The 21,920-nt window shown below is 71.4% G+C and carries 21 protein-coding genes; 8 read left to right on the forward strand and 13 right to left on the reverse strand.

The features are described from left to right. Window positions 1-73 precede the first annotated feature (73 nt). On the forward strand, window positions 74-1,030 hold the full coding sequence (locus QSK31_RS31090; protein WP_285688098.1) for a TIGR03885 family FMN-dependent LLM class oxidoreductase: 957 nt from the start codon (window positions 74-76) through the stop codon (window positions 1,028-1,030). 189 nt (window positions 1,031-1,219) lie between these two features. Here QSK31_RS31090 and QSK31_RS31095 read toward each other — a convergent pair whose 3' ends face one another. The 9 genes from QSK31_RS31095 to QSK31_RS31135 all read right to left on the reverse strand — a co-directional run bounded on the left by QSK31_RS31095 (window position 1,220) and on the right by QSK31_RS31135 (window position 8,744). Beyond that, window positions 1,220-1,819, reverse strand: a complete 600-nt coding sequence (locus QSK31_RS31095; RefSeq protein WP_285688099.1) for a hypothetical protein — start codon at window positions 1,817-1,819, stop codon at window positions 1,220-1,222. After that, complete coding sequence (locus QSK31_RS31100; protein ID WP_285688100.1) at window positions 1,816-3,147, reverse strand: hypothetical protein; 1,332 nt, start codon at window positions 3,145-3,147, stop codon at window positions 1,816-1,818. The genes QSK31_RS31095 and QSK31_RS31100 overlap by 4 nt, the downstream gene beginning before the upstream one ends. Next, window positions 3,144-3,947 carry an ATP-binding cassette domain-containing protein gene (locus tag QSK31_RS31105; RefSeq protein ID WP_285688101.1) on the reverse strand — a complete coding sequence of 268 codons (804 nt, stop codon included), beginning with the start codon at window positions 3,945-3,947 and terminating at the stop codon, window positions 3,144-3,146. The genes QSK31_RS31100 and QSK31_RS31105 overlap by 4 nt, the downstream gene beginning before the upstream one ends. 47 nt (window positions 3,948-3,994) lie before the next feature. After that, window positions 3,995-4,798: a cupin domain-containing protein gene (locus tag QSK31_RS31110; protein ID WP_285688102.1), complete on the reverse strand. Its 804-nt coding sequence runs from the start codon at window positions 4,796-4,798 to the stop codon at window positions 3,995-3,997. Then, the gene (locus tag QSK31_RS31115) at window positions 4,795-5,337 is read right to left on the reverse strand and encodes an RNA polymerase sigma factor (RefSeq protein ID WP_285688103.1); all 543 of its coding nucleotides are present in this window, start codon (window positions 5,335-5,337) and stop codon (window positions 4,795-4,797) included. Before QSK31_RS31115 ends, QSK31_RS31110 begins: the two co-directional genes overlap by 4 nt. Window positions 5,338-5,391: 54 nt before the next feature. Then, complete coding sequence (locus QSK31_RS31120) at window positions 5,392-6,210, reverse strand: hypothetical protein (RefSeq protein WP_285688104.1); 819 nt, start codon at window positions 6,208-6,210, stop codon at window positions 5,392-5,394. Window positions 6,211-6,246: 36 nt separating this feature from the next. Further along, complete coding sequence (locus QSK31_RS31125) at window positions 6,247-7,038, reverse strand: glucose 1-dehydrogenase (protein ID WP_352244515.1); 792 nt, start codon at window positions 7,036-7,038, stop codon at window positions 6,247-6,249. Between the two features lie 83 nt (window positions 7,039-7,121). Then, complete coding sequence (locus tag QSK31_RS31130; protein ID WP_285688106.1) at window positions 7,122-7,289, reverse strand: hypothetical protein; 168 nt, start codon at window positions 7,287-7,289, stop codon at window positions 7,122-7,124. A 204-nt stretch (window positions 7,290-7,493) separates the two neighbouring features. Beyond that, the gene (locus QSK31_RS31135) at window positions 7,494-8,744 is read right to left on the reverse strand and encodes an SGNH/GDSL hydrolase family protein (protein ID WP_285688107.1); all 1,251 of its coding nucleotides are present in this window, start codon (window positions 8,742-8,744) and stop codon (window positions 7,494-7,496) included. A gap of 129 nt (window positions 8,745-8,873) precedes the next feature. On the opposite strand from QSK31_RS31135, the gene QSK31_RS31140 reads away from it, so the two are divergent. Then, window positions 8,874-9,908, forward strand: a complete 1,035-nt coding sequence (locus QSK31_RS31140; RefSeq protein ID WP_285688108.1) for an endo-1,4-beta-xylanase — start codon at window positions 8,874-8,876, stop codon at window positions 9,906-9,908. A 122-nt stretch (window positions 9,909-10,030) separates the two neighbouring features. After that, on the forward strand, window positions 10,031-13,276 hold the full coding sequence (fxsT, locus tag QSK31_RS31145; protein ID WP_285688109.1) for an FxSxx-COOH system tetratricopeptide repeat protein: 3,246 nt from the start codon (window positions 10,031-10,033) through the stop codon (window positions 13,274-13,276). Here fxsT and QSK31_RS31150 read toward each other — a convergent pair. The 4 genes from QSK31_RS31150 to QSK31_RS31165 form a co-directional block, all read right to left on the reverse strand. Next, window positions 13,273-14,913 (reverse strand): aKG-HExxH-type peptide beta-hydroxylase, encoded by a 1,641-nt coding sequence (locus tag QSK31_RS31150; protein WP_285688110.1) that lies wholly within the window; start codon window positions 14,911-14,913, stop codon window positions 13,273-13,275. The two genes, fxsT and QSK31_RS31150, sit on opposite strands and share 4 nt — an antisense overlap. Further along, window positions 14,910-16,046 carry an FxsB family cyclophane-forming radical SAM/SPASM peptide maturase gene (locus QSK31_RS31155; protein WP_285688111.1) on the reverse strand — a complete coding sequence of 379 codons (1,137 nt, stop codon included), beginning with the start codon at window positions 16,044-16,046 and terminating at the stop codon, window positions 14,910-14,912. The genes QSK31_RS31150 and QSK31_RS31155 overlap by 4 nt, the downstream gene beginning before the upstream one ends. Continuing rightward, window positions 15,991-16,236 (reverse strand): FxSxx-COOH cyclophane-containing RiPP peptide, encoded by a 246-nt coding sequence (gene fxsA / locus QSK31_RS31160; RefSeq protein ID WP_285688112.1) that lies wholly within the window; start codon window positions 16,234-16,236, stop codon window positions 15,991-15,993. The genes QSK31_RS31155 and fxsA overlap by 56 nt, the downstream gene beginning before the upstream one ends. A 187-nt stretch (window positions 16,237-16,423) precedes the next feature. Continuing rightward, complete coding sequence (locus QSK31_RS31165) at window positions 16,424-17,590, reverse strand: RtcB family protein (protein ID WP_285688113.1); 1,167 nt, start codon at window positions 17,588-17,590, stop codon at window positions 16,424-16,426. A gap of 178 nt (window positions 17,591-17,768) precedes the next feature. On the opposite strand from QSK31_RS31165, the gene QSK31_RS31170 reads away from it, so the two are divergent. The 5 genes from QSK31_RS31170 (at window position 17,769) to QSK31_RS31190 (ending at window position 21,916) form a co-directional block, all read left to right on the forward strand. Further along, window positions 17,769-18,239, forward strand: a complete 471-nt coding sequence (locus QSK31_RS31170) for a hypothetical protein (protein WP_285688114.1) — start codon at window positions 17,769-17,771, stop codon at window positions 18,237-18,239. Window positions 18,240-18,385: 146 nt separating this feature from the next. Next, window positions 18,386-18,793, forward strand: a complete 408-nt coding sequence (locus QSK31_RS31175; protein ID WP_285688115.1) for a hypothetical protein — start codon at window positions 18,386-18,388, stop codon at window positions 18,791-18,793. Between the two features lie 33 nt (window positions 18,794-18,826). Then, the gene (locus QSK31_RS31180; protein ID WP_285688116.1) at window positions 18,827-19,858 is read left to right on the forward strand and encodes a 5'-3' exonuclease; all 1,032 of its coding nucleotides are present in this window, start codon (window positions 18,827-18,829) and stop codon (window positions 19,856-19,858) included. A 158-nt stretch (window positions 19,859-20,016) separates the two neighbouring features. After that, the gene (locus QSK31_RS31185) at window positions 20,017-20,799 is read left to right on the forward strand and encodes an RNA ligase family protein (protein ID WP_285688117.1); all 783 of its coding nucleotides are present in this window, start codon (window positions 20,017-20,019) and stop codon (window positions 20,797-20,799) included. Beyond that, window positions 20,789-21,916, forward strand: coding sequence for an AAA family ATPase (locus QSK31_RS31190; RefSeq protein WP_285688118.1), 1,128 nt, complete (start codon window positions 20,789-20,791; stop codon window positions 21,914-21,916). Before QSK31_RS31185 ends, QSK31_RS31190 begins: the two co-directional genes overlap by 11 nt. The last annotated feature ends 4 nt before the right edge of the window (window positions 21,917-21,920 follow it).

Below are 21,920 nucleotides of genomic sequence, written 5' to 3' on the forward strand. Positions count from 1 at the left end.
CGCCGCGCCACTTCGCCGCGCCCACTTCGGGTTGGGCGGGTTGGGGTGGGCGGGTGCCGGGGTATCAGGGGGCATGACCGAGTTCGGCATTCACTGCTCCCATGAACAGATTCCGCCCACCGCGCTGCTCGAGGCGGTGGTCGCCGCCGAACGGGCGGGCTTCGACGCCGCCATGTGTTCGGACCACTTCTCGCCGTGGAGCGCCCGGCAGGGTGAGTCGGCGTTCGCCTGGTCGTGGCTGGGCGCCGCGCTCCAGGCCACGAACCTGTCCTTCGGCGTGGTGAACGCGCCCGGCCAGCGTTACCACCCGGCGATCATCGCCCAGGCCATCGGCACGCTGGGCTCGATGTACCCGGGCCGCTTCTGGGCGGCGATGGGCACCGGCGAGTACAGCAACGAGCACATCACCGGCGAGAAGTGGCCGCGTAAGGAGGTCCGCAACGCCCGCCTGCTCGAGTGTGTCGACGTCATCCGCGACATGCTCGACGGCCAGGAGGTGTCCCGCGACGGCCTGGTGAAGGTCGACCGGGCCCGCCTGTGGACCCGCCCCGACTCGCCGCCCCCGCTGATCGGCGCCGCGGTGAGCGTCGAGACGGCCAGGTGGTGCGCCTCCTGGGCCGACGGCCTGGTCACCGTGAACGCCCCCGAGGAGCGCCTGCGCGAGATGATCGCCGCCTACCGGGACGCCGGCGGCCGCGGCCCGATCTGCCTCCAGGTGCACCTGAGCTGGGCGCCGACCCAGAAGGAGGCCGAGGAGATCGCCCACGACCAGTGGCGCGGCAACATCTTCCAGCCGCCGGTCTGCTGGGATCTGGCGACGGCCGAGGAGTTCGACGTCGTCTCGGAGAACGTGACCGTCGACCAGGTCGCCAAGGTCGTGAACATCTCCGCCGATCTGGAGCAGCACACCGAGTGGCTCCGGGGTTACATCGGGCTCGGCTTCGACCGCCTCTACCTGCACCATGTCGGTCAGGACCTGCGCCCCTTCATCGAGGCGTTCGGCGCGAAGGTCCTCCCGGCCCTCCGCTGAAGACCCGGAGATGCTGACGACGCGGAGATGCTGACGACCCGGAGATCCGGTCACGGAAACGGGATCGTGTAGCCGGGGTCCCCGCTGCGGGCCGGGCGACCCAGGCCGCGGCCCAGCCGGGCCCGCGCGCCGGGCGGGCGTGGGCGGCGGTCAGGCCGGGCTCGCGCGCCGGGCGGGCGCGGGCGGCGGTCAGGCCGGGCTCGCGGCGGCGCGGCGGGCGGGACCCGTCGCGGTGTAGGCGATCAGGCCGGCCAGGGCGAGCACCGCCGCCGTGACGGCCGCCGGGCGGCTGTCCGGCGGCTGGTGCTGCCAGGTGGCGATCTCGGCGAACAACGGCGTGTTTTGCGGGAACATGGTCGCCGCCATGGTCCAGATCAGCGGGAGGAACCACGATCGGGCCGGCCCGGCGACCGCCGCGCCCAGGGCGATCAGGCCGAGCAGCCCGGCCGCGTCCCGGACCACGACCGCGGGGGGGCCGAAGCGGGCGCCCGTCGCCTGGGTCACCAGCACGAGGGCGACGATCACGGCCAGGGCGGCGATCAGATGCGCGGCACGCCGGGGCGGCCAGGGCAGCGCGGCGGTCCGCTCCACCTCGTCGTCGGCCGAGCTCAGTGTGTGGGTGATGCCGGCCGCCAGCACCAGCACGGTCATGATCACCAGCCACGAGGCCGCGTCGCGCTCGTCGGAGCTGATCGACCACAGGGTCCACATCAGAGCGGTGCCGCCCGCGGCCACGGCCAGTGCCAGCGGCACCCGCCGTGACCGCAGGTAGAGGGTCAGGAACCTCACGGGGCCTTCCTCGTCAGGATGGTGCTCGCGTCCTGGCAGGTCAGCACCGCCTGCCGCACGGCTGTCACGCGGGCCAGCGCCTCCTTCTCCGGGAGCTTCCGCAGGCCCTGCCAGAGCACGATGGCCTCCTGGTTGACCTCCGCCTCCTCGCCGGGCTCGGCGACCGGCTCGCGGCCGGACAGCCACGATCCGACAGCGCGTGAGACCTCCCACGGCGCACCGCCGCCCTCGCAGTGCCTCCCGTCCGCCCCGGCGTTGTCGAGCATCCGCGGAACCACGCGGCCGGGCCAGGCCAGATGGCCCTCACGGTCGATGCTGACCGGGATGTCCACGACCGTGGGCGGCAATGCGGGCGGCCGGGTGTTGAAGTCGGCGCGGTCGAAGTGGTCCACGATGATCTCCTGTGCCGTGGTCGGCGCGCCGGGCACCTTCGCCAGGAACGCGAGCGCCTCCCGGGCCTTCGGCGTCACCTCGGGCAGCAGCCCCTCATGAGCTCGGCCGACGCAGACCTTCGGCGTGTCGGACGTGCACACAAGCTGCTGCGCCACCGGGTCGGTCAACGGGTAGACGTAGTCGTCCCCGCGGGGCATGATCGCCGCGCCGACGCCGACGCCGAGCACCAGCGGGAGCAGGGCGGTCAGGCGGGTACGCCAGCCCCGCGTCGCCAGGAGCACCACCGCGGTGCCGGCCAGCGCGGCCATCCAGAGCGCCTGGGCGGCGCTGACCCGGCCGGGCACGGTCTGGAAGTCGTGGAACATGCTCATGTCGTTCATCGGCGAGATCAGGGCGCCGAGCCACTCCGGCAGGGCGAAGGGCAGCGGGAACAGCAGGCCCAGCCCGGCGACCCCGAGCAGCGGGGCGGTCACCGGCGACGGCAGCAACCGGCCGATCGCCAGTCCCAGCCAGGCGGCCGCCACCAGCGAGAGGGCACCGACCGCGGCGACCACGAAGACCGTCGGCGGCAGGTAGCTGGCCGTGGACCAGATCCAGGGCGCGGCGACCGCGATCAGCACGGTGTATCCCAGGGCCACCGTCAGGCCCAGCGCGCCGAGCGTGGGGGCGGCCCGCTGCAGCCGGGGCCGGGAGGTGCTGGCGAACAGCTCGTCCACCCGCGACCGGTGCTCGCGGCGGGCCTGGTAGGCGCCGGCGGCGATCGCCAGCGGCCAGAGCAGCACGAGGTATTCGCGCTGGGTGGTGACCAGCTGCATCCAGCCGCCCGCCCAGCGCTGTGGTGCGGCGTACAGCATGATCGTGCCGACCAGCACCACCATGACCGTGGTGGCCAGCCCGAAGGAGCGGCGCAGCTCGATGCGCAGGATGCGGCTCATCGGACGGCCTCCTGGGCGCGGTGCCGGCGCAGCAGGGCGGAGTAGCCGCGCTCGGTCGGGCTGTCCCCGGCGCCGCCCTCGTGGCCGTACGCCGCGAGGGTGTCGGGGGTGCCCTGGAAGACCAGCCGGCCCTCGTTGATCAGGACCACGTCGGTGCACGCCACCGCGACGTCCTCGACCAGATGTGTGGAGACCAGCACGCAGCTGTCCACGCCCAGGTCCCGGATCAGCTCGCGGAACTCGAGCCGCTGTTCCGGGTCGAGTCCGACGGTGGGTTCGTCGAGCAGCAGGACCGACGGGTCGTTGACGATCGCCTGGGCGATGCCGGCCCGGCGCTGCATGCCGCCGGACAGCGTCTTCATCCGCGCGCCCGCTTTGGCCGCGAGCCCGACCCGGTCGATCGCCCGCTGCACCGCGTCGGGGATCGCGGCCTTGGGCATCTCCTTGAGCCAGGCCATGTACTCCACGAACTCGCGCACCGTGAACCGTGGGTAGAACCCGAACTGCTGCGGGAGATAGCCGATGCCCCGGCGGACCCGGCGCAGGTCGGTGTGCTCGTCCGCCGCGTGCCCGAGCAGCGTGAGCCGCCCACCGGCGGGTTTCACCACGGTCGCGAGCGCCCGCATCAGTGTGGTCTTGCCGGCGCCGTTGGGCCCGAGCAGCCCGTGCACGCCCGTCCCGAGGGCCAGGTCGAGCCCGTCGACGGCCAGGTGCCGTCCGGCGCGCACCCGCAACTCCTCGGCATGCACCGCCCAGGCATATCCGGTCGGCGCCGTCTCGGCCGCACTCACCGCGCGCATCGAAGGTCCTCCATCAGTCGGCAGGGAAGGGAAACGGAAGGGAAGGGTCAGTTGGTGCTGGACAAGCGCCGGAAGCTGTCCGCCCGGGTCAGGGCCAGCCCGGCCATGGCCACCGTGACGAGAACCCAGACGCCGAGGCTGTCGGGTCGGAGCAGCACTGGCAGGTCTTCGGTGATCAGGCTCGGGGTGAGCACGGCGAGCACCCACGCGCCGGCCAGCCCGGCCGCGGCCCGCCGCACGCCGATGACGGCGCCCAGCGCGATCGTGGCGGCGGTGAACGCCAGGCAGGGCACCAGCGTGAGCGCCACCGGGGCGCCCGCCCCGAGACCGGCCAGGGCGAGCAGCGGAACGGCCACCAGGAGCACTCCGAGCGTGCGCCGCAGCAGCATGGTCAGGCCGGCCGCCGGGGTGCCGGCGATCAGCTCCCAGGCCGGGTCGTGCCGCCGGCTCCAGGCCGCCGCCACGGCGGGCAGCGGCGCCACCGGGGCGATCAGGAGGACCACCGACGGCAACGCCGGCATCGCGGTCTCCAGCAGCAGCGCGGTCACCAGCAGCCCGGCCGTCATGGAGAGCCAGGGCAGCAGCGACCAGACCATCCACCGGCGGCGGGCGGCCGACCAGGTGCGTGCCCGGCGGGCGGGCGAGGGACCGGACTCGATCTCGACGGAGAGACTCGTCGCGACGCGGTCGAGCAGGGCCAGGGTGTCGGCGGGCGCACCGCCGGCGACGCGTGCCCGGCACTCGGCACAGGTCTCCAGATGAACCTCCACCGACCAGAGCGTGGCCTCGTCGAGGTCGGTCGCGCCGGCCGCATAACCCACGATCAGGGCGGCATCGGGATGCGTGGTCATGACAGCGCCTCCCGCAGGGCGATCCGGGCGCGGCGGGCGCGGGTCTTGACCGTGCCCTCCGGGACGTTGAGGAGGAGCGCCGTGTCGCGGACCGACATCCCGTCGAGGACCATCGCCCGCAGCACCTCACGCAGCTCGGGCGGCAGCTCGAGCAGCGCCCGCTCGAGGTCCTGACCGACGCGACCGGCCATCACCTCGTCCTCCGCGGCGGGTGCGGTGGTCTCGGCCAGCGGCACCGGTGGCACCTGCGCCTGCCGGGCACGCCGGCGGAACGCGTCGACCAGCCGGTTGGCCGCGATCGTCCACAGCCAGCCCACCGCGGTGCCGTCGGCGGCCTGCCCGGCGAAGCTGCCGGCCGCCCGCCACACCGCCAGGTAGGTCTCCTGGAGCACGTCGGCGACGACATCCTCGTCGGAGCAGCGCCGCCGCAGGCGCACGGCGAGCCACGGCGACGTGCGCCGGTAGAACTCGTCGAACGCGTGCCGATCGCCCTCCGCTGCGCGGCGGACCAGCTCGGCCTCGTCCAGGCTTCCTCTCACACCAGGCAAGACGATCCGCCGGGCGTCACGGTTCTCGATTCGCAGTGACCTGCGTCACCCGCGATGATGCCGCTTCACGTACGTGTACCCCGGCTCCAGCGTGTCGGCCGAGGACTCCTCGTGCAGCGTGACCTGCCGTTCCGAGGCGTGCGCGCCGGGCGGGAGCTTGCGGACGAAGCCGTTCACCCAGTGCTCGGCACGGTCGTCGCCGACCGGCACCGGCTCGACCAGCGGCGCGTAGAAGAGCATCTCGGCCTCCTTCTGCCCGGCCATCGCGGGATAGGAGGGATAGCCGGAGGAGTCGACGCTGCCCGTCACCCGGGTCAGGTAGCCCTCGCGGATCAACTGGTCGAGCGCGTTGTCCAGCAGGAACGCGCCGCGCTGGCCCCGGCCCAGCCCGGCGAGCCTGGCCACCGCCGAGGAGGCGAGCGCCGCGCTGCCGTCGTCGAAGATGCGCCCCTGCCGGCGGACGGCATGCAGGACCTTTCCCCGGTTCGAGGTACCCGCGTCGTACTCCCGGGTGACGACCTTCGGGTCGTACTCGTGGAAATAGTCCAGTCCGTCCACCCGCACCGGCTCGTCCAGGGGCACGGTCCGCACCACCACCTGGTCTTTTCCGCTCCAGGTCACGGTGACGTGGACGCCCGGCCGCAGATCGGACGGCCACGTGATGCCGTCGAACTGCCACTCGACGTCCTGCCGGAGGACCGACGGGAACTCGTGCCGGACCGAGGTGAGGCCGCGCTCCCGATGCTCGAGCACGACCGTGACAGCCGACTCGCCCAACGAGGCGACGCATTCCTCCGGGGCCGCACAGACCCCGGCGGAGAGGTCGGCGCGCCAGAGCGCGAGACGACGAGAGACCGTACGCATGCGGGAAATCTACTGGGTGAGGTGCGGGAGCATCACCTAAAGGATCGGCTTGCCGCCGGTGACCGGGACGATCGCGCCGGAGATGTAGCTGGCCTCGTCCGAGGCGAGCAGCACGTAGACGGGCGCGCACTCCTTGGGCTCGCCGGGCCGGCCGAGCGGCGTGTTCCTGCCGAACTCCTCGACGTGGTCCGGCGGCATGGTCGACGGGATCAGCGGCGTCCAGATCGGGCCGGGAGCGACGGCGTTGACCCGGATGCCACGGTCGCCGAGCATCTGCGCGAGCCCGGCGGTGAAGTTGGCGATCGCGCCCTTCGTCGTGGCGTACGGCAGAAGGGTGGGTCTTGGCATGTCGTAGTTGACCGAGCTGGTGTTGATGATCGAGGCCCCCTCGCCCAGATGCGGCAGCGCGGCCTTGATGATCCGGAACATCGCGGTGATGTTGACGTCGAAGGTGTGGTCCCACTCCTCGTCGGTGACCTCTTCGAGCGTCTCGTGGGTCATCTGGTAGGCGGCGTTGTTGACCAGCACGTCGATCCCGCCGAAGGCCTCGACCGCGGCGTCGACCAGCCCCCGGCACTGCGCGGCGTCGGACAGGTCGGCGCGGTGCAGCACGGCCTTCTGACCGGCCTTCTCGACCAGCGCGGCGGTCTCCCGCGCGTCCTCGTCCTCACTGAGGTACGCGATGAGCACGTCGGCGCCCTCGCGCGCGAACGCGATGGCCGCGGCCCGCCCGATGCCGCTGTCCGCGCCGGTGATGACGGTGCGCTTGCCTGCCAACCGGCCCGATCCGCGGTAGCTGTCCTCGCCGTGGTCCGGCTTGCGGCTCATGGCCTGGAGGGTTCCCGGTGGCTGCTGCTGCGGTTCGCTCATGCCCTGTCGCATTCCCGATGCGACAGGGCCAAAACCTTCTTTCAGTACGCCTGCACGAGCTCCCAGACGACGCTGCGGCCGCCGTGCGCGGGCATCGCCTGTCCCTTGAGAACGGGCGTTCCGGACGAGGCGACCTTGATCACCCGCCAGACGCCGTTCTGTGTGCACACGTCGCCGGTACGCAACCTCGTACCCAATGCGACTCGCATGCCGGCCCCCCAAAACGTCACACCTGACCCCGCCAACATGAATCTGCAATTTGCACATGGCAAGTCGATCGACGCTCGGAAGGACGTGCGACACGCGTCATTAGCTCACAAAACGCCCACAGCGGAGCGCGAGTGACCTGCACAGACTCATACTTTCGGGCAGCCACGGAAGCCGAACGACCGCATTTGCTTAACGGCAACCTTCTACAGGTGTGCCACCGCCGCCATCGCGGCCATGCCCGCGTCGTTCGGATGCAGCCCGTCGCCGCTGTTGAGATCCGGGCGCAGCCGCAGCGGATCGGCCGGGTCACGGGTCGCCGCGTCGAAGTCGATGACGCCGTCGTACTCCCCCGACGAGCGGATCCAGCGGTTGACCGCGGCACGCTTGCGCTCGTTCTCCGGTGACCAGAAGCCCAGCGAGTCGCCGCGGAACGGCAGGATCGTCGCGCCGAGCGCCTGGATGCCGGCCGTGTGGGCACGCGCGATGAGCTGGCGGTGGCCGCCGATGATCTCGGCCGCCGAGACCGTCTCGGACGGCGGCGCGGAGGTGCCCGGGTGACCGAGATCGTTCACGCCGAGCAGGACGATCAGGTGCTCGGCGGCGGGCTGGGCGAGCACGTCGCGGTCGAAGCGGCGCAGGGCCGATTGACCGAAGTACGCCGCGTACGCCTCCGCCGGGCCGGGCGGCGGATCGGGGTCGTGCAGCAGCCGGTTGCCGGAGATGCCGACATTGGCCACGCCATGCCTCCGGCCCGACGCGCGGAGCCGGGCGGCGAACAGGTCGGGCCAGCGGTGGTTCGCGTTGGTGCGCGTGATGGCGCCGTTGGTGATGGAGTCGCCGAGGGTCACGATCGCAGACCCCCGCGTACGCACGCTGAGCCCGGAAAGGAACAGCACCTGGCCGATCGTCTCGGACGGGGTGACGTGGGCGGCGCCGGTCACATTGCCGGCGGCGATCACATTGTCCTGATAAGCGAAGGCGAACAGCGTGGTGACGGGGCTGGGGTCCGGCAGGTACAGGCTGACCACGAGGTCCGCGCCGTCCGGGACCACGAGGTCCACCGGATCGCTGACCGCGGGAGCGCCGGCCGGGAGGGTGACGTCGCGGCGGCCGCTGAAGAGCACCCTGCGGCTCGAACCGCGTGCTACGTCCGTACTCGCGTCGTCTCCGGACCGCAACCCCACCCTGACCTCGCCGATCCGCAGCGGCGCCGCGCCGAACTCGTTGCTCAGCCGGACCCGCAGCTGGTCGCCGCCGATGCTCGTGTGCGCGACGTGGCGGACGGTCTGGTCGTGGAGCACCCGCGGTTCACCCGGCGGGATGCTCGTCGGAGGCGCGGCCCAGGTGGCGACCCAGGCCTTCGCCTCCCGGCTGACGCCCAGGGGTACGAAACCAGCCGCGGCTGACCCTGCCAGGATGGTGCGACGCGAAACTTTCGGTGACCGGTCGGACATAACTTTGTAACGTAGGTTGACCCCCGGCAGGTCGTCAAGGAGGCTTTATTGATCAACATCACCCCCTTGACCGTCCACAGGCGAGACCCTATGTTTCCGGCAACATCCCGGAAGTTTCAGGAGTCTGTCATGAGACGTTCGCTCATCGCCGCGGTCGCGCTGACCGCCCTGATCGTGCCCGCCGGCGCCGCGCAGGCGGCCCCGCCCGACACCCTGCGGTCCGCGGCCAACGGCGCCGGCATCCGCATCGGCACCGCCGTCGACATGTCCGCCCTCGCGGAGGACGAGCAGTACCGCACCCTGGTCGGCGCCGAGTTCTCCACGGTCACCGCCGAGAACGTGATGAAGTGGGAGGCGCTCGAACCCACCCGCGGGGTGCACAACTACGAGCCGGCCGACCGCCTCGTCCAGTACGCCCGGGCGCACCACCAGAAGCTCCGCGGCCACGTTCTCGTGTGGCACAGCCAGAACCCCGCGTGGCTCACCGAGGGCGACTTCTCCCCCGCCGAACTCCGGCAGATCCTGCGCGAGCACATCACCGACACGGTCACCCACTTCAAGGGCAAGGTGTGGCACTGGGACGTGGTCAACGAGATCTTCAACGACGACGGCACCTGGCGCGACACCATCTGGTACCGCACCCTCGGCCCCGGCTTCGTCGCCGACGCCTTCCGCTGGGCGCACCGCGCCGACCCGGCGGCCAAGCTCTACCTGAACGACTACAACAACGAGGGCCTCAGCCCGAAGAGCGACGCCTACTACGCCCTGGTGCAACAGCTCAAGGCCGCCGGCGTCCCGGTTCAGGGGTACGGCGTTCAGGGCCACCTGGCGACCCAGTACGGCGTGCCGCAGACCACCTTGGAGAACCTGCGCCGCTTCGAGCGGCTCGGCCTGGACACCGCCTTCACCGAGGTCGACGTCCGCATCCCGCTGCCCGCCGACAGCGCGGAGGTCCAGGCGCAGGCGCAGGGCTTCACGACGCTGCTGCAGGCGTGCCTGCTCGCCCAGCGCTGCGTGTCGTACACCCTGTGGGGATTCACCGATCGCTACAACTGGGTTCCGGGCGTCTTCGAGGGAGAGGGCGAGGCCACTCCCCTGACCGAGGACTACGAACGCAAGCCCGCGTACCGCTCCATCAGGGACACTCTCCGCCTCGCGGGCTGATCCTCACGTTTAGGCGACTTGTCCGTTTTCTCCCATGGTGGTGCCCCCTAGCTGTGCACCGCGCCCCACCCCGCTAAAGTTCGGTGAAAACTAACTCCGGGTGGAAGGGTCGGGCGCTGAACGTGACTGCCGCGTACACCGGCGACACTCCGGCCGAGCTGTCCCTCGAGCAGGTCTCACTGCTGCGCGAGGCACTGGACGCGATCGACGAACTGGAACGACCCGACACCTGGCGCAAGGTCCTGACCCAGCTCCGGTCGACCCAGCCGGGGCTCGGCCCCGACCTGTTCGCCCCGGACTTCAACACGTTCGACATTCTCGAGGCCGCGATCGGCGCCGACCGCGGCCTCGAGAACATCGCCGTCGCGCTCCGCGTCGTTCTCGGGCGCAAGCCGGCGTGCATGGCCTTTACTGATCTTGTGGAGACCCTGCGCAGCGGCGACCTGACCGCGGCCCAGCGCGACGATCTCCGGGCGGTGCTCCGGCCGGTACCGGCCGAGGCCCTCGCCACCGCCCTCCGGCACCCCGAGATGGCAGCGCACACGCGGCTGCTCACCCCGTCGGGTGACGCCGCGGAGGCTTTCGCGCTCCTCGAGAGCGCCGACGGCGACCGGGCGCTGGACCAGTTGCGGTTCACCGAGATCGTCGGGCATTCCACCGATCGAGACACCTCGATCTTGATCCACAAGACGCTGCGGGCCGTACTCAGTGGCGCACCGAGCCGCCTCGCCGCCATCGACGAACTCTGCGCGTCACTCACCGACACCGACCCGGCACCGGGTCACGCCGACCCGGTCAGCGGCGGCAAGACCCTGCCGGCAGATGGAGACACCATGATCACAGTGACGGTGCAGGAGTCGGACCGCAAGCCGGCATCCGCTGTCCAGTCCACCGTCTGGGGCGGCGTACCGCCGCGGAACACCAACTTCGCCGGCCGGGACGCCGTGCTGACGGACATCAACCACGCGCTCAACGCGGAAGCGGCGGCCGCGCTGGTACCGATGGCGGTGCACGGCTACGGCGGCATCGGCAAGACCCAGATCGCCGTCGAATACGCCTACCGGTTCCAGGAGGAGTACGACCTGGTGTGGTGGGTGGCCGCGGACGACGACGCCGCGATCCGCCGATCACTGGTGTCGCTGGCCCAGCGCCTGGGGCTGGCCGGCAGCATGAACCACGACGACGTCATCGGCTACGTCCTGGACACGTTGCGCCGCGGCGACATGCACAAGAAATGGCTGCTGATCTTCGACAACGCCGGGCCGCCCGAGAGCATCCAGGACTACCGGCCACGCGGCGGCAGCGGGCACGTGGTCGTCACCTCCCGGTCCAACAAGTGGCGCGACCGTGGCACCGCGGTGTCGGTGGACGTCTTCACCGAGGAAGAGAGCATCGAGATGCTCGCCAAGCGGTGGCATGGCCTCGACGCCGCGCAGGCGCGCTTCCTCGCCAACCGCCTCGGCAACCTGCCGCTCGCGCTCGAGCAGGCCGCCGCCGTGCACAACGAGAACGGCATGACGCTCGACGAGTACGTCGCGGCGCTGGAGCAGACGCCGACCGTGGTGCTCCAGGAGGGCACGCCGCCCGGCTACTCGTCGTCGGTCGCGGCGACGTTCCAGATCGCCTACCGGGAACTGACCGCCAAGTCGCCGGCCGCCGCGCAGCTCTTCACGATCTGCGCGCTGATGAGCTCGCAGACGATCTCGGTCGCCATGCTGATCCGCGGGCGCGGCGCGGCTCTGCCGTCACCGCTGGCGGAGGATCTGCGTACGGAGATGACCCGGCGCAACGCGATCCGGGACATGGGCGGGCACGCGCTCGCGTTCTTCGACCCGGGCCGGAACCTGATCAAGATTCACCACCTCGTCCGGGACCTGTTGCGCGAGGAACTGTCGGACGACGACCGCGAGATGTACACGCGCGCCGCACACAGCCTGCTGGCCCTGGCCAACCCCGGCGAGCCGGACAACCCCGACAACTGGCAGGCCCTCAAGCAGATCAGCCCGCACGTCATCAGCAGCGGCATTCTGCTGTCACCGGACGAGGCGGAGCGCACGGTCTTCCTCGATCAAATCCGTTATCTGTACGCCATCGGCGACTATGCCGAGAGCAAGAACCGCGGCGAGCTTGCGGTGTCCACCTGGACCGAGATGTGGGGTCCGGACGACGTCATGACGCTGGTGGCGAACCGGCATCTGGCGAACTCGTTACGCTGGCAGGGCGACTACGAGCGGGTGGCCCGGATCAACGAGGACACCCTGAGACGCATGACCCGGGTGCTCGGCGCGAACCACGAGCACACGCTGGCCACGGCAATCAGTGTCGGCGCCGACCTGCGCCTGCGGGGCGAGTTCAACAAGGCCTACGACCTGGACAAGACGAACCTCGCCGCGTGCGGTGCGGCGCTCGGCGAGAACGACCCGGCCACCCAGCGCGCGGCGAACAATCTCGCGGTCGACATGCGCCTGCTCGGCCGGTTCCAGGAGGCGTACGACCTGGACACCGCGAATATCCGGGTCCGGTCCGGGATGTTCGGCGAGGACGACATCCGCACGCTCAGTTCCTACTCCAGCCAAGCGCGCGACATGTACGGCCTCGGCGACTACTACGACGCCCTCTCGCTGCAGATGAACAAGCTCCGCTTCCACGAGAAGTCGGTCTCGGCCGGCCACATGGAGATCCTCCGGGCCCGGCGCAACGAGGCGATCCTGCTCCGCAAGAGCGGTCACTACGGCAGAGCGGTCGAGGCGGCCCAGTCGACGCTGGAGAAGTACCGCTCCTACTTCGGCGAGAAACACGACCAGACCTTCGCCGCCATCCTCACGCTGGCCAACACCCTGCGGGTGTCCGGCGACCTGAAAGGCGCCGAGGAGCACGGGCTCGCGGCGCTGGACGCATACCGGAGAAACCTCGGCGCGGAGCATCCGATCACGTTCGCGACCATGGTCGACGTGGCGATCATCCACCGGCTCGAGGAACGGGTCGACGAGGCGCTGACCATGAACGCCGATGCGCTCGACGGCCTGACCGCCGCGCTCGGGCCGGAGCACCAGTGGCGGCTGTGCGCGATGGCCAATCAGGCGAACCTGCTGTCCATGCGACAGGAGCACGACGCGGCGCTGGCCCTCTCCCAGGAGTCGGTCCGCCTCTCGGAACTGGTCCGCGGCCACAAGCACCCGTACACGCTGGCCTGTGTCGCCAATCTGGCCTTGGATCTCGAGGCGGTGGGCGAGCCCATCGAGGCCAACGCGCGGCGGCGCAGCGCCGCCACGCAGCTGCGGGAGCGCTTCGGCAAGGACCATCCCGAGGCGATCACCGTCGGTCTCATGATCCGTACGGACGCCGACATCGAGCCGCCGTCGATCTAGGCCGTGCGGTTCCCCGCGATGACCGGCGCAAGGATCGCGGCTCGGTCGAACGCGTCAGCCCCGCGCAGGGCGGCCACCAGATCGCCGAGGTCGCCGGCATAGGGCTTCGTGCGGTCCAAGCTGGTCAGCAAGGTGGCCAAGGCGCCCCAGTCGCCGGGGTCGGCCGCCAGCCGTCGAGCGTAGCCGCGTGCGGCCGCCGGATAGGCGCCGGACAGCAGCGCGAGGTCTGCGGGATCGTCATCGGGTCGAGGCACGATCGTCTCGACGCCCGCGTTCATCCAACGGAGAGCGAGACGTCGCAATCGGGTGTGGACGACCGGCTGGTCCGAGCCGGCCGACGACCGGGTCGCCTCGCGGATCCGCCAGGCGAACTCGTGCTCGCGCGCCAGATCCGCCGCCAGCCGGCCGACGGTCGCGTCCACCGGGTCGGTCTCCATGGCCTCCACCAGGTCCCCGATCGAGGCGGCCAGTGCCCGGCCCACCGAAGTGAGAAATTCGGCCGACGCGGTCAGGGTGCCCACGGCCGCCCGTAGCTGACGTACGGCCAACGCGAACTCGAGCTCTGACAGCCGATCGCCGACGGCACGCTCCCGCTGCCAGAACCGCGCCACACCGGCGAAGGCGGTCGACCCGTGCGCGACACCGGCGAGCGGCCGAGCGTCGTCCCGCCACGGCGAATAGTGCCGGCCAGCGTCGCCCGGCTCGAAGAGCGGATCGATGTCATGGAGCAGATTCACGTAGTTGTGCTGGAGCTCATGCACGAGCGTGGAGGCCAGCTGCCGGCCGTCCGACGGCACGGTCAGGGCGACCGCGCCGATGCTGTCGCGTGCCGTCACGCTCAGGCCGTCGTCGGCGCCACGCGCGGCCAGAGGCACCAGGACGGTAAGCACGCGGCGCACCGCGGGCATCCACTCCGGATGCCGCTCCCGAAGTACCTGAGCGGCGTCCTCGACCAATCCCTGCCACAGGGCCACCTCATACGCGTGCAGCCGGTCCGCCGGCCGGTACCCGTAGAGGCGGCGGTACGGGCTGACGTCGTCCAGCAGGAACTCCGCCGGCTCGTCGGCACCGAACCGGATCCGGCGGATCGGCTGCCAGCCTGCCCCACCCAGGCCGTCCCGGTCCGCCCGGCCACCCGGCCAGGTGACCGCGATCCGGTCGCCCGCCCGGCGCAGCCGGCCCATCGTCCACAGATCAGGATCGGCGACCCGGAGCCGGCCGAGAGCCGGCAGGTGCACCCACCCGCCTCGGATCGGAATCGGCACCTCCAGGTCCACGCCCGCTGCGGCGGCGACCGCGACGCCCAGCGCACCGAGGTGACCGAGGTCCAGCTCGAACGCGGTGTCGTCGGACACCCCACCGAGCAGTCGCCGCAGGCACCAGGCCGACCATGCGCCGGTCTCCGGCGCACCGAGCACGTTCGCCACCTGGTCCGGCACACCGGACTGAAGCTCCTCCAGAACGGCAAGGCACTCGGTGAAACCGGCGGCCCGGTCGACGGCCGGTGCCTCGTCGGCCAGCAGCCGCAGCTGGACCAGGTGCCTGCTGAGCCGGACCGGACCGAGCTCGTCCAGGACGGGCGACGTCGCCGCGAGGGCCGTGACCGACGATCGGGACAACCGGTGCAGCCCGATCATCGGGCCGGGCCCAGGTCGTTCGACACCCGGCGGACGACGTGGCCGATAAAGTCCTGCAGATCCGGGCAGTAGACCGACGGGTTGGCGAAGCCACCGGTCGAGCTCCACCGATGCACATAGGACCCGCCGCCGCAGATCCGCACGACCGAGCACTCCCGGCAAGTGGCGCAGAGCGCCGCCACCCCTCCTCGGCGGGCCCGAAGGCCGGGGTGTTCCAGCACGTCGTCCATCGAGTCGGCCGACACGTGCAGACCGGTTCCGGCGGCGCCCGGACGCACCGATTTGAGCGTGTCCACCTGCTGCAACGCGCCGTCCGTATCGATCACGACGAAGGACGCCGGGCTGAGGCCGATCTGCTCGCCGCGGGCGGACCGTCCCAGGCAGAGCCGGATCACGTCGTCGAAGAGCCGGACGGTCGTCTCCGGGGGCGAGGCGTCGTACCAGCGGTCGAAGGCCGCACACAGCCAGGCGCCGTAGGGTGCGGCGGAATCGCCGGAACGCCCGGGCGGCGGGCGGGACCAATTGCCGTGCGGCAGGAGGAAGTCGATCTCCGGCGGACGGTGACGCACCAGGGCCTCGTACACCTCGACGGGGTTGTTGGCCAGGTCGATCACGCAGAGCAGGCCGCCGAAGATCGGGCGGAAGCGATCGCCGGTGAGCAGGGCGAGGCCGCGGGCGGTCTGTTCGTGGGTGCCGCCCCCGTCGCGGCGGCGCCGATGCCGGTCGTGGTGATCCGGGCCGCCGTCGAGGCTGACACCGACCGTGATCCGATGGTCGGCGAGGGCGGTCAACATGGACTCGTCGAGCAGGCCGCCGTGGGTCTGCACCAGCAGGTCGACCCGGGTGCCGGGGAGCCGGTCGCGGATCGTGCGGGCGGCCGCGACGAAATAGTCCGGCCCGGCGAGCAGCGGTTCGCCGCCGTGGAAGGCGACCTCGACCCGATCGAGACGGTGCGCGGTGACGTGCTCGGCGATCCGGTCGGCCGTACGCTCGATCGTGCCCGCGCTCATGAACCTCGGCTGCGTGGCGAACGAGTGGTCCGCCATCCGGTAGACGTAGCAGTAGTCGCAACCCAGGTCACAACGGCTCGCCACCTTGAGCACGAACTGCTGGAGAAACTCCGTTCGGCTCATCCTCGACCTCCGTCGGGCTGATCAGGGACTGGAAGCCGGCAGCCTTCAGCTCGGTGCCGCTCGCCATCTCGCGCCGGATGCGCGCGATACTGCGGGCGAGGGCCGTGTCCCTGCTGCCGAGCACCTCACCGAGCGGCACCGTGCTGACATCGGGCAGATCTCCGCCGATGCTGGATGAGGTTTGGTCCACACTCGCCTCCCGGCGGCCGCGCTGGGGATGCCTCACCGGCTGCCGTGGTCATGCGCGGCACCACTCATCCACGGACGTCAAAATCCTACTGCAAGTGACCACACCCTCCACGGAAAGCATCACCGACGTGCGGCATAGCACTCGGCGGCCGGCCGGCTCATCGGCCGGCCGGCCGCCCGGGCGTCGGTCAGTCGCCCTTGACGTTGACGATCTGGCGGAGGGTGTGGCGGACCTCGACCAGGTCGTCCGCGTCCCGCATGACCACGTCGATCGGCTTGTAGGCCTGCGGGATCTCGTCGAGGAACGCGTCCGTGTCGCGGTACTCGATGCCCTTCATGGCCTCGCGGAGCTGCTCGCGGGTGAAGGTCTTACGGGCCTTCGAGCGCGAGTACGACCGGCCCGCCCCGTGCGGCGACGAGTTCAGCGACAGCGGGTTGCCCTTGCCGACGACCACGTAGGACGCGTCGCCCATCGAGCCGGGGATCAGACCCGCCACGCCCTTCGCCGCGTTGATCGCGCCCTTGCGGGACAGCCAGACCTCCTTGCCGAAATGCTTCTCCTTCTCCGTGTAGTTGTGGTGGCACTGCACCCGCTCGAGCTCGCGCACCGGCTCGCCCATGAAGTCCGCCACGCAGTCCACGACGCGGTCCATCATCTCGTCGCGGTTGGCCAGCGCGAAGTTCTGCGCCCAGCGCAGCTGCCGGATGTACGCCCAGAACTCGTCGGTGCCCTCCACCAGGTACGCGAGATCCGGGTCGGGCAGGCTGATCCACCAGCGGGTCATCGCCTCCCGCGCGACCTTGATGTGATGCTGGGCGATCTTGTTGCCGACGCCGCGCGAACCCGAGTGCAGGAACAGCCAGACGGCGCCCTTCTCGTCCGCGGACACCTCGATGAAGTGGTTGCCCGAGCCGAGCGTGCCCAGCTGCAGCGTCCAGTTGCCCGCGTACCTCGCCGGGTCGAAGCCGGCCTTGTCCGCCTCGACGGCCAGCCGGTCGGTCCGCTCCCGCGCCGTCGCCGTCAGCGTGGTGTTGTAACTGCCCGCCGACAGCGGCACCTCCCGCTCGATGGCGTTACGCAGCGTAGCCAGGTCGGGCCTCAGGTCGTCGCGGTGGAACTGCGTCCGGACCGCCGCCATGCCGCAGCCGATGTCCACGCCCACGGCCGCCGGGATGATCGCGCCCAGCGTGGGGATCACCGAGCCGACCGTCGCACCCTTGCCCAGGTGGGCGTCCGGCATCAGGGCGATGTGGGGGTGGATGAACGGCAGCCGGGAGGCCTTCTCCGCCTGCTCACGGGTCTGGTCCTCGAGGAGGCTCGCCCAGTTCATCAGTCGCTCGTTGATCTGCCGCATGGCGAACACGCTAGGCGCTGACAAATACGTTGCGCTGCCGATTAACCCGACCACCCGATCGGCTGAAGCCGTGCGCGGATATCAGAGGATTGTCGGGCATGGTCGGTTTCGCAAACCTGCGATCACTCCCTTCGCTGTGGCAGGTTTCGGCGCACCAGCCCAGCCACCGGAGGACAGCTTGTTCGGAACACGTCGCGCGAACCCGGCTCGCGCCGACCCCCTGCTGGCCGCGATCGCCACCGAGGTGGTCACCGCGGCCTACCCGGACGAACTGGACCTGTTGCCGGACGCGCTGGCGAAACCCGGAGCGAGCACGCGGCGGCTGCGAGCCCCGGTCGGGTTCGGCGTCGACCTCGCGGCGGCCACGCCCGTGCTCGTCTCCGCGCTGTCGTTCGTGGCGGCCGCGGCCGCCACGAGCCTGGTCGAGGGGGCGATGTCGCGGCTGAGCACCGCGGCGTACGCGAAGGTGGTGAAGGTCTTCGGCCGGGCGGAGGCCACGGACGCCGCCGGCCCGGCCCCGGAGACCGTCTGGCAGGAGCTCACCGCGCTCTGGGCGGCGCTGCTGGTCGAGCGCGGCATGCGGCCCGAGGTGGCCGAGACGACGGCGGCACAGATCGTCGCCGCGATGCGCCGCAGGGATCAGCCCTAGCCCGGCGCGGCTCGAACGCCGTCCTGGCCCCCGTCTACCTCTTCGCCGCGCTGATCGCTCTGTACCTGCCCGTCCGGCGCCGGCGGCTGGTCCGTTGTGGAGGTTCGGTGGTTTAGATCGGCGTCGACTCACTACGATGATCGTCGATGGAAGATCTGAGGCAATTGCACACTGTCGACGCCGATGGCCGGATAGCGCCGATCTCTCTGCGCGTCGCGGGCAACCCCGGGGCCGCCGCGCTGCACGCGCGGTCGCTGGAGCGGGACTACGGCGCCTTCACCGGCGAGGACGTGGTGGCCTGCCTCTCCGGCCTGCGGCTGCGGCTGGAGGCGGACGGCCTGCTGCTCTGCTGCCAGGGCGCCCGGGTCAACGTCTGGCCGTCCGGTCAGCTGCGGCAGTTCGCCGACGGACGTCAGGGCTACGTGCTGACCAGGCGCGCTCCGGGCCAGGTCCACGAGATCGTCGACCTGCTCGACCCCGCGCCGGCCGCCCAGGTCGTCTCGGTCGAGGACCAGCGCCGCTTCGTCTACGAGTTCCACGCCCTCGGCCTCTGAGGAGATGTCGGACCCAGGGCCTAAGCTGGCCGGGTGCCGTTCCCCTCTCCCCTGCTGCTCGTGCTGGACGGGAACAGCCTGTTGCACCGGGCCTACCACGCCTACGCGAGCGATCCGATCGAGGACGCCGAGGGGCGGCCGGTCTGGGCGTTGCGCGGGCTGGTCGGCTACGTCGCGCGGGCGGCCGCGCAGCTCCGCCCGGACGCGATCATCGTCGGCTTCGACTGCTCCGAGTCGTCGGCGCGCAAGCAGGACTGGGACGGTTACAAGGCGCACCGCCCGGCGAAGGCGGCCACCCTCAGCGAGCAGATCGCCGCGGCGCCCGAACTGCTGACGGACGCGGGGGTGAGCACGGTCGTGCCGCCCGCCTACGAGGCGGACGACGTGCTGGCCAGTGGCGCCGCCGCGGCCCGGCGCGCGGGCTGGCGGTCGGTGCTCATGACCAGTGACCGCGATGCGTTCGCGCTGATCGACGAGACCACCGAGGTTCTTCGCGTACGCAACGGAGGTTTCGACGAGGCGGTGCTGGTCGACGCTCCGGGCCTGGTCGAGCTGTGCGGCGTGGAGGCGGGACAGTACCGCGACCTGGCGGCGTTGCGCGGCGACCCGTCGGACAACCTGCACGGGGTCCGGGGCTTCGGGGCGGCCACCGCGGCACGGCTGCTGAACGCCTTCGGCTCGGTGGACGCGGCGTGGGCCGCCGTGGACCGCGGTGACCTGCGAACGGTCTGCGACGTGGTCGGCGAGCCGCTCGCCACGCAGCTGTGCGCGCCGGAGGTCCGCGAGCGCCTCGACCGCAACCGCCGCCTGATGCGCATGCGGTCCGACCTGCCCCTGCCCGACCTGGACTCGGCCCGCCTCCCGCTGGACTACCTGACGATGCGCCGCGCCCTGCGTGCCCGTGGCATCAACCTGGGGCCGTCCCTGTGGGCCCTGGTCGGCGGCAACGTCCCGCCGCCGCGCGCGGCCGCCGACGACCCGGCCCCGGAGCTGCAGCCGTGGGTCTTCCGCCGCAGCATGTCCAGCCGCCGCGACCCCACGCCCGGCCAGCTCTCCCTCTTCTAGGTCGCGGTTCAAACCCGGGCAAGCTCGGGACCACGCCTCGCGCCCGGCCGGATTGTGAACCACGACCTGGGGCCGCCGGCGCCGTCCTCCCGGCTGGAGTTACGGTCCGAGACGCATATTGGGTGGTCCGCGCCGCCGCGCACCTGTACAAACGGCACGTGATCAGCAAGTATCCGCGGACCCCGCACCTGGCCGGCTCGCGCCTCCAGCCGGGCGACGAGGACCTGACACAGACGTCGTTCGCCGAGCTCGCCGGCCGGCATCTGGTCGTCGAGGAGAAACTGGACGGCGCGAACGCCGCGATCAGCTTCACCGGCGACGGCGAACTGCGCCTGCAGTCCCGCGGTCACTATCTGACGGGCGGCCCGCGCGAGCGTCAGTTCGCGCCGCTCAAGTCGTGGGCCAATCTGATCGCGCCCCTGCTGCGGCCGGTGCTCGCCGACCGGTTCGTGCTCTACGGCGAGTGGCTGTACGCCAAGCACACCGTCTTCTACGACGCGCTGCCGCACTACTTCTGCGAGTTCGACATCCTGGACCTCGAGACGGGCGCGTTCCTGGACACACCGTCGCGGCGGGCGATGCTGGCCGGCACGCCGGTGGTCAGCGTGCCGGTGCTGCGCTCCGGCGCCTTCGCCTCGCTCGGCGAGCTGACCGGCCTGGTCGGGCCGTCGACGGTACGGACACCGGCCTGGCGGGATTCGCTGCGCGCGGCCGCGGCGAAGGCGGGCACCGACCCGGACCGGGCACTCGCGGAGACCGACTCCGGCGACGACATGGAGGGCCTGTACGTCAAGTACGAGACCGGCGGGACTGTGGCCGGCCGCTACAAGTGGGTCCGGGCCGGATTCCTGCAGGCCGTCCTGGACTCCGGGTCGCACTGGGCGGACCGGCCGATCGTGCCCAACCGGCTCGCCGACCCGGCGGTGATGTATGCGATCTGACTGGACGATCTTCGCGGAGCTGTGCCCGGCCGGGCCGCCCTGGACGGTGCCGTGGTCGCGGATCGAGGACACCTTCGACTGGATCCGGCGCCTGCGTGACGTACCGCAGGACGCGGTGCACCACGGGGAGGGCGACGTGGCCACGCACACCCGGATGGCGGCCGAGGCGCTGGCCGGGCAGGCCGGCTGGCGGGAGCTGCCGCCGGCCGACCGGGTCCGGCTGTTCGCGGCGGTGCTGCTGCACGACGTGGCCAAGCCGGACTGCACGCGCACCGACCCCGACGGCCGGATCACCGCGCACGGCCACTCCCGCCGCGGCGACCTGGCCGTACGCCGGATCCTCTGGGACCTGGACGCGCCCCGCACCTGGCGCGAGCACGTGGCCGCGCTGGTCCGGCACCACCAGGTCCCGTTCTGGGCGCTGGAACGGCCGGACCTGGAGCAGATCGTGCTGCGGGTGAGCCTGCTGGCCCGCAACCGCGACCTGGCGATGCTGGCCGACGCCGACATCACCGGCCGGATCTGCGGCGACCGGGACGAGGTGCTGGAGAACATCGGCCTGTTCCGCGAGTACTGCGCCGACCTCGGCGTGCTCGACCGGCCCTGGCCGTTCGCGTCCGACCACGCCCGGTTCCAGTACTTCCGCACCCCCGGCCGTGACCCCCGCTACGCCGCCTACGACGACACCCGCCTCACCATGACCGTCCTGTCCGGGCTTCCCGGCGCGGGCAAGGACACCTGGGCGGCGGCCCACGCGGGCGACCGGCCGATCATCAGCCTGGACGCGATCCGGGCCCGCCTGGGCGTGAGGCCGACCGACGGTCAGCGGGCCGTCGCCGCGGCCGCGCACGAGGAGGCTCGCGGGCACCTGCGCGCCCGCCGCGACTTCATCTGGAACGCGACCAACATCTCGCGGCAGCACCGGGACCTGTGCATCGGGCTGGGCGCGGCGTACCACGCCCGGGTGGAGATCGTGGCCCTGGAGGTCCCGCGCGATGTCGTCCGGCGCCAGAACGCGGACCGGCCGGCGCCGGTGCCGGGAGCGGTCGTCGACCGCCTGATCGGCAAGTGGGAGTCCCCCGACCTGACCGAGGCCCACCTGGTCACGGTCGTCTGACCGG

It is taken from the genome of Actinoplanes sp. NBRC 103695, from assembly GCF_030269485.1.
GTDB lineage: Bacteria > Actinomycetota > Actinomycetes > Mycobacteriales > Micromonosporaceae > Actinoplanes.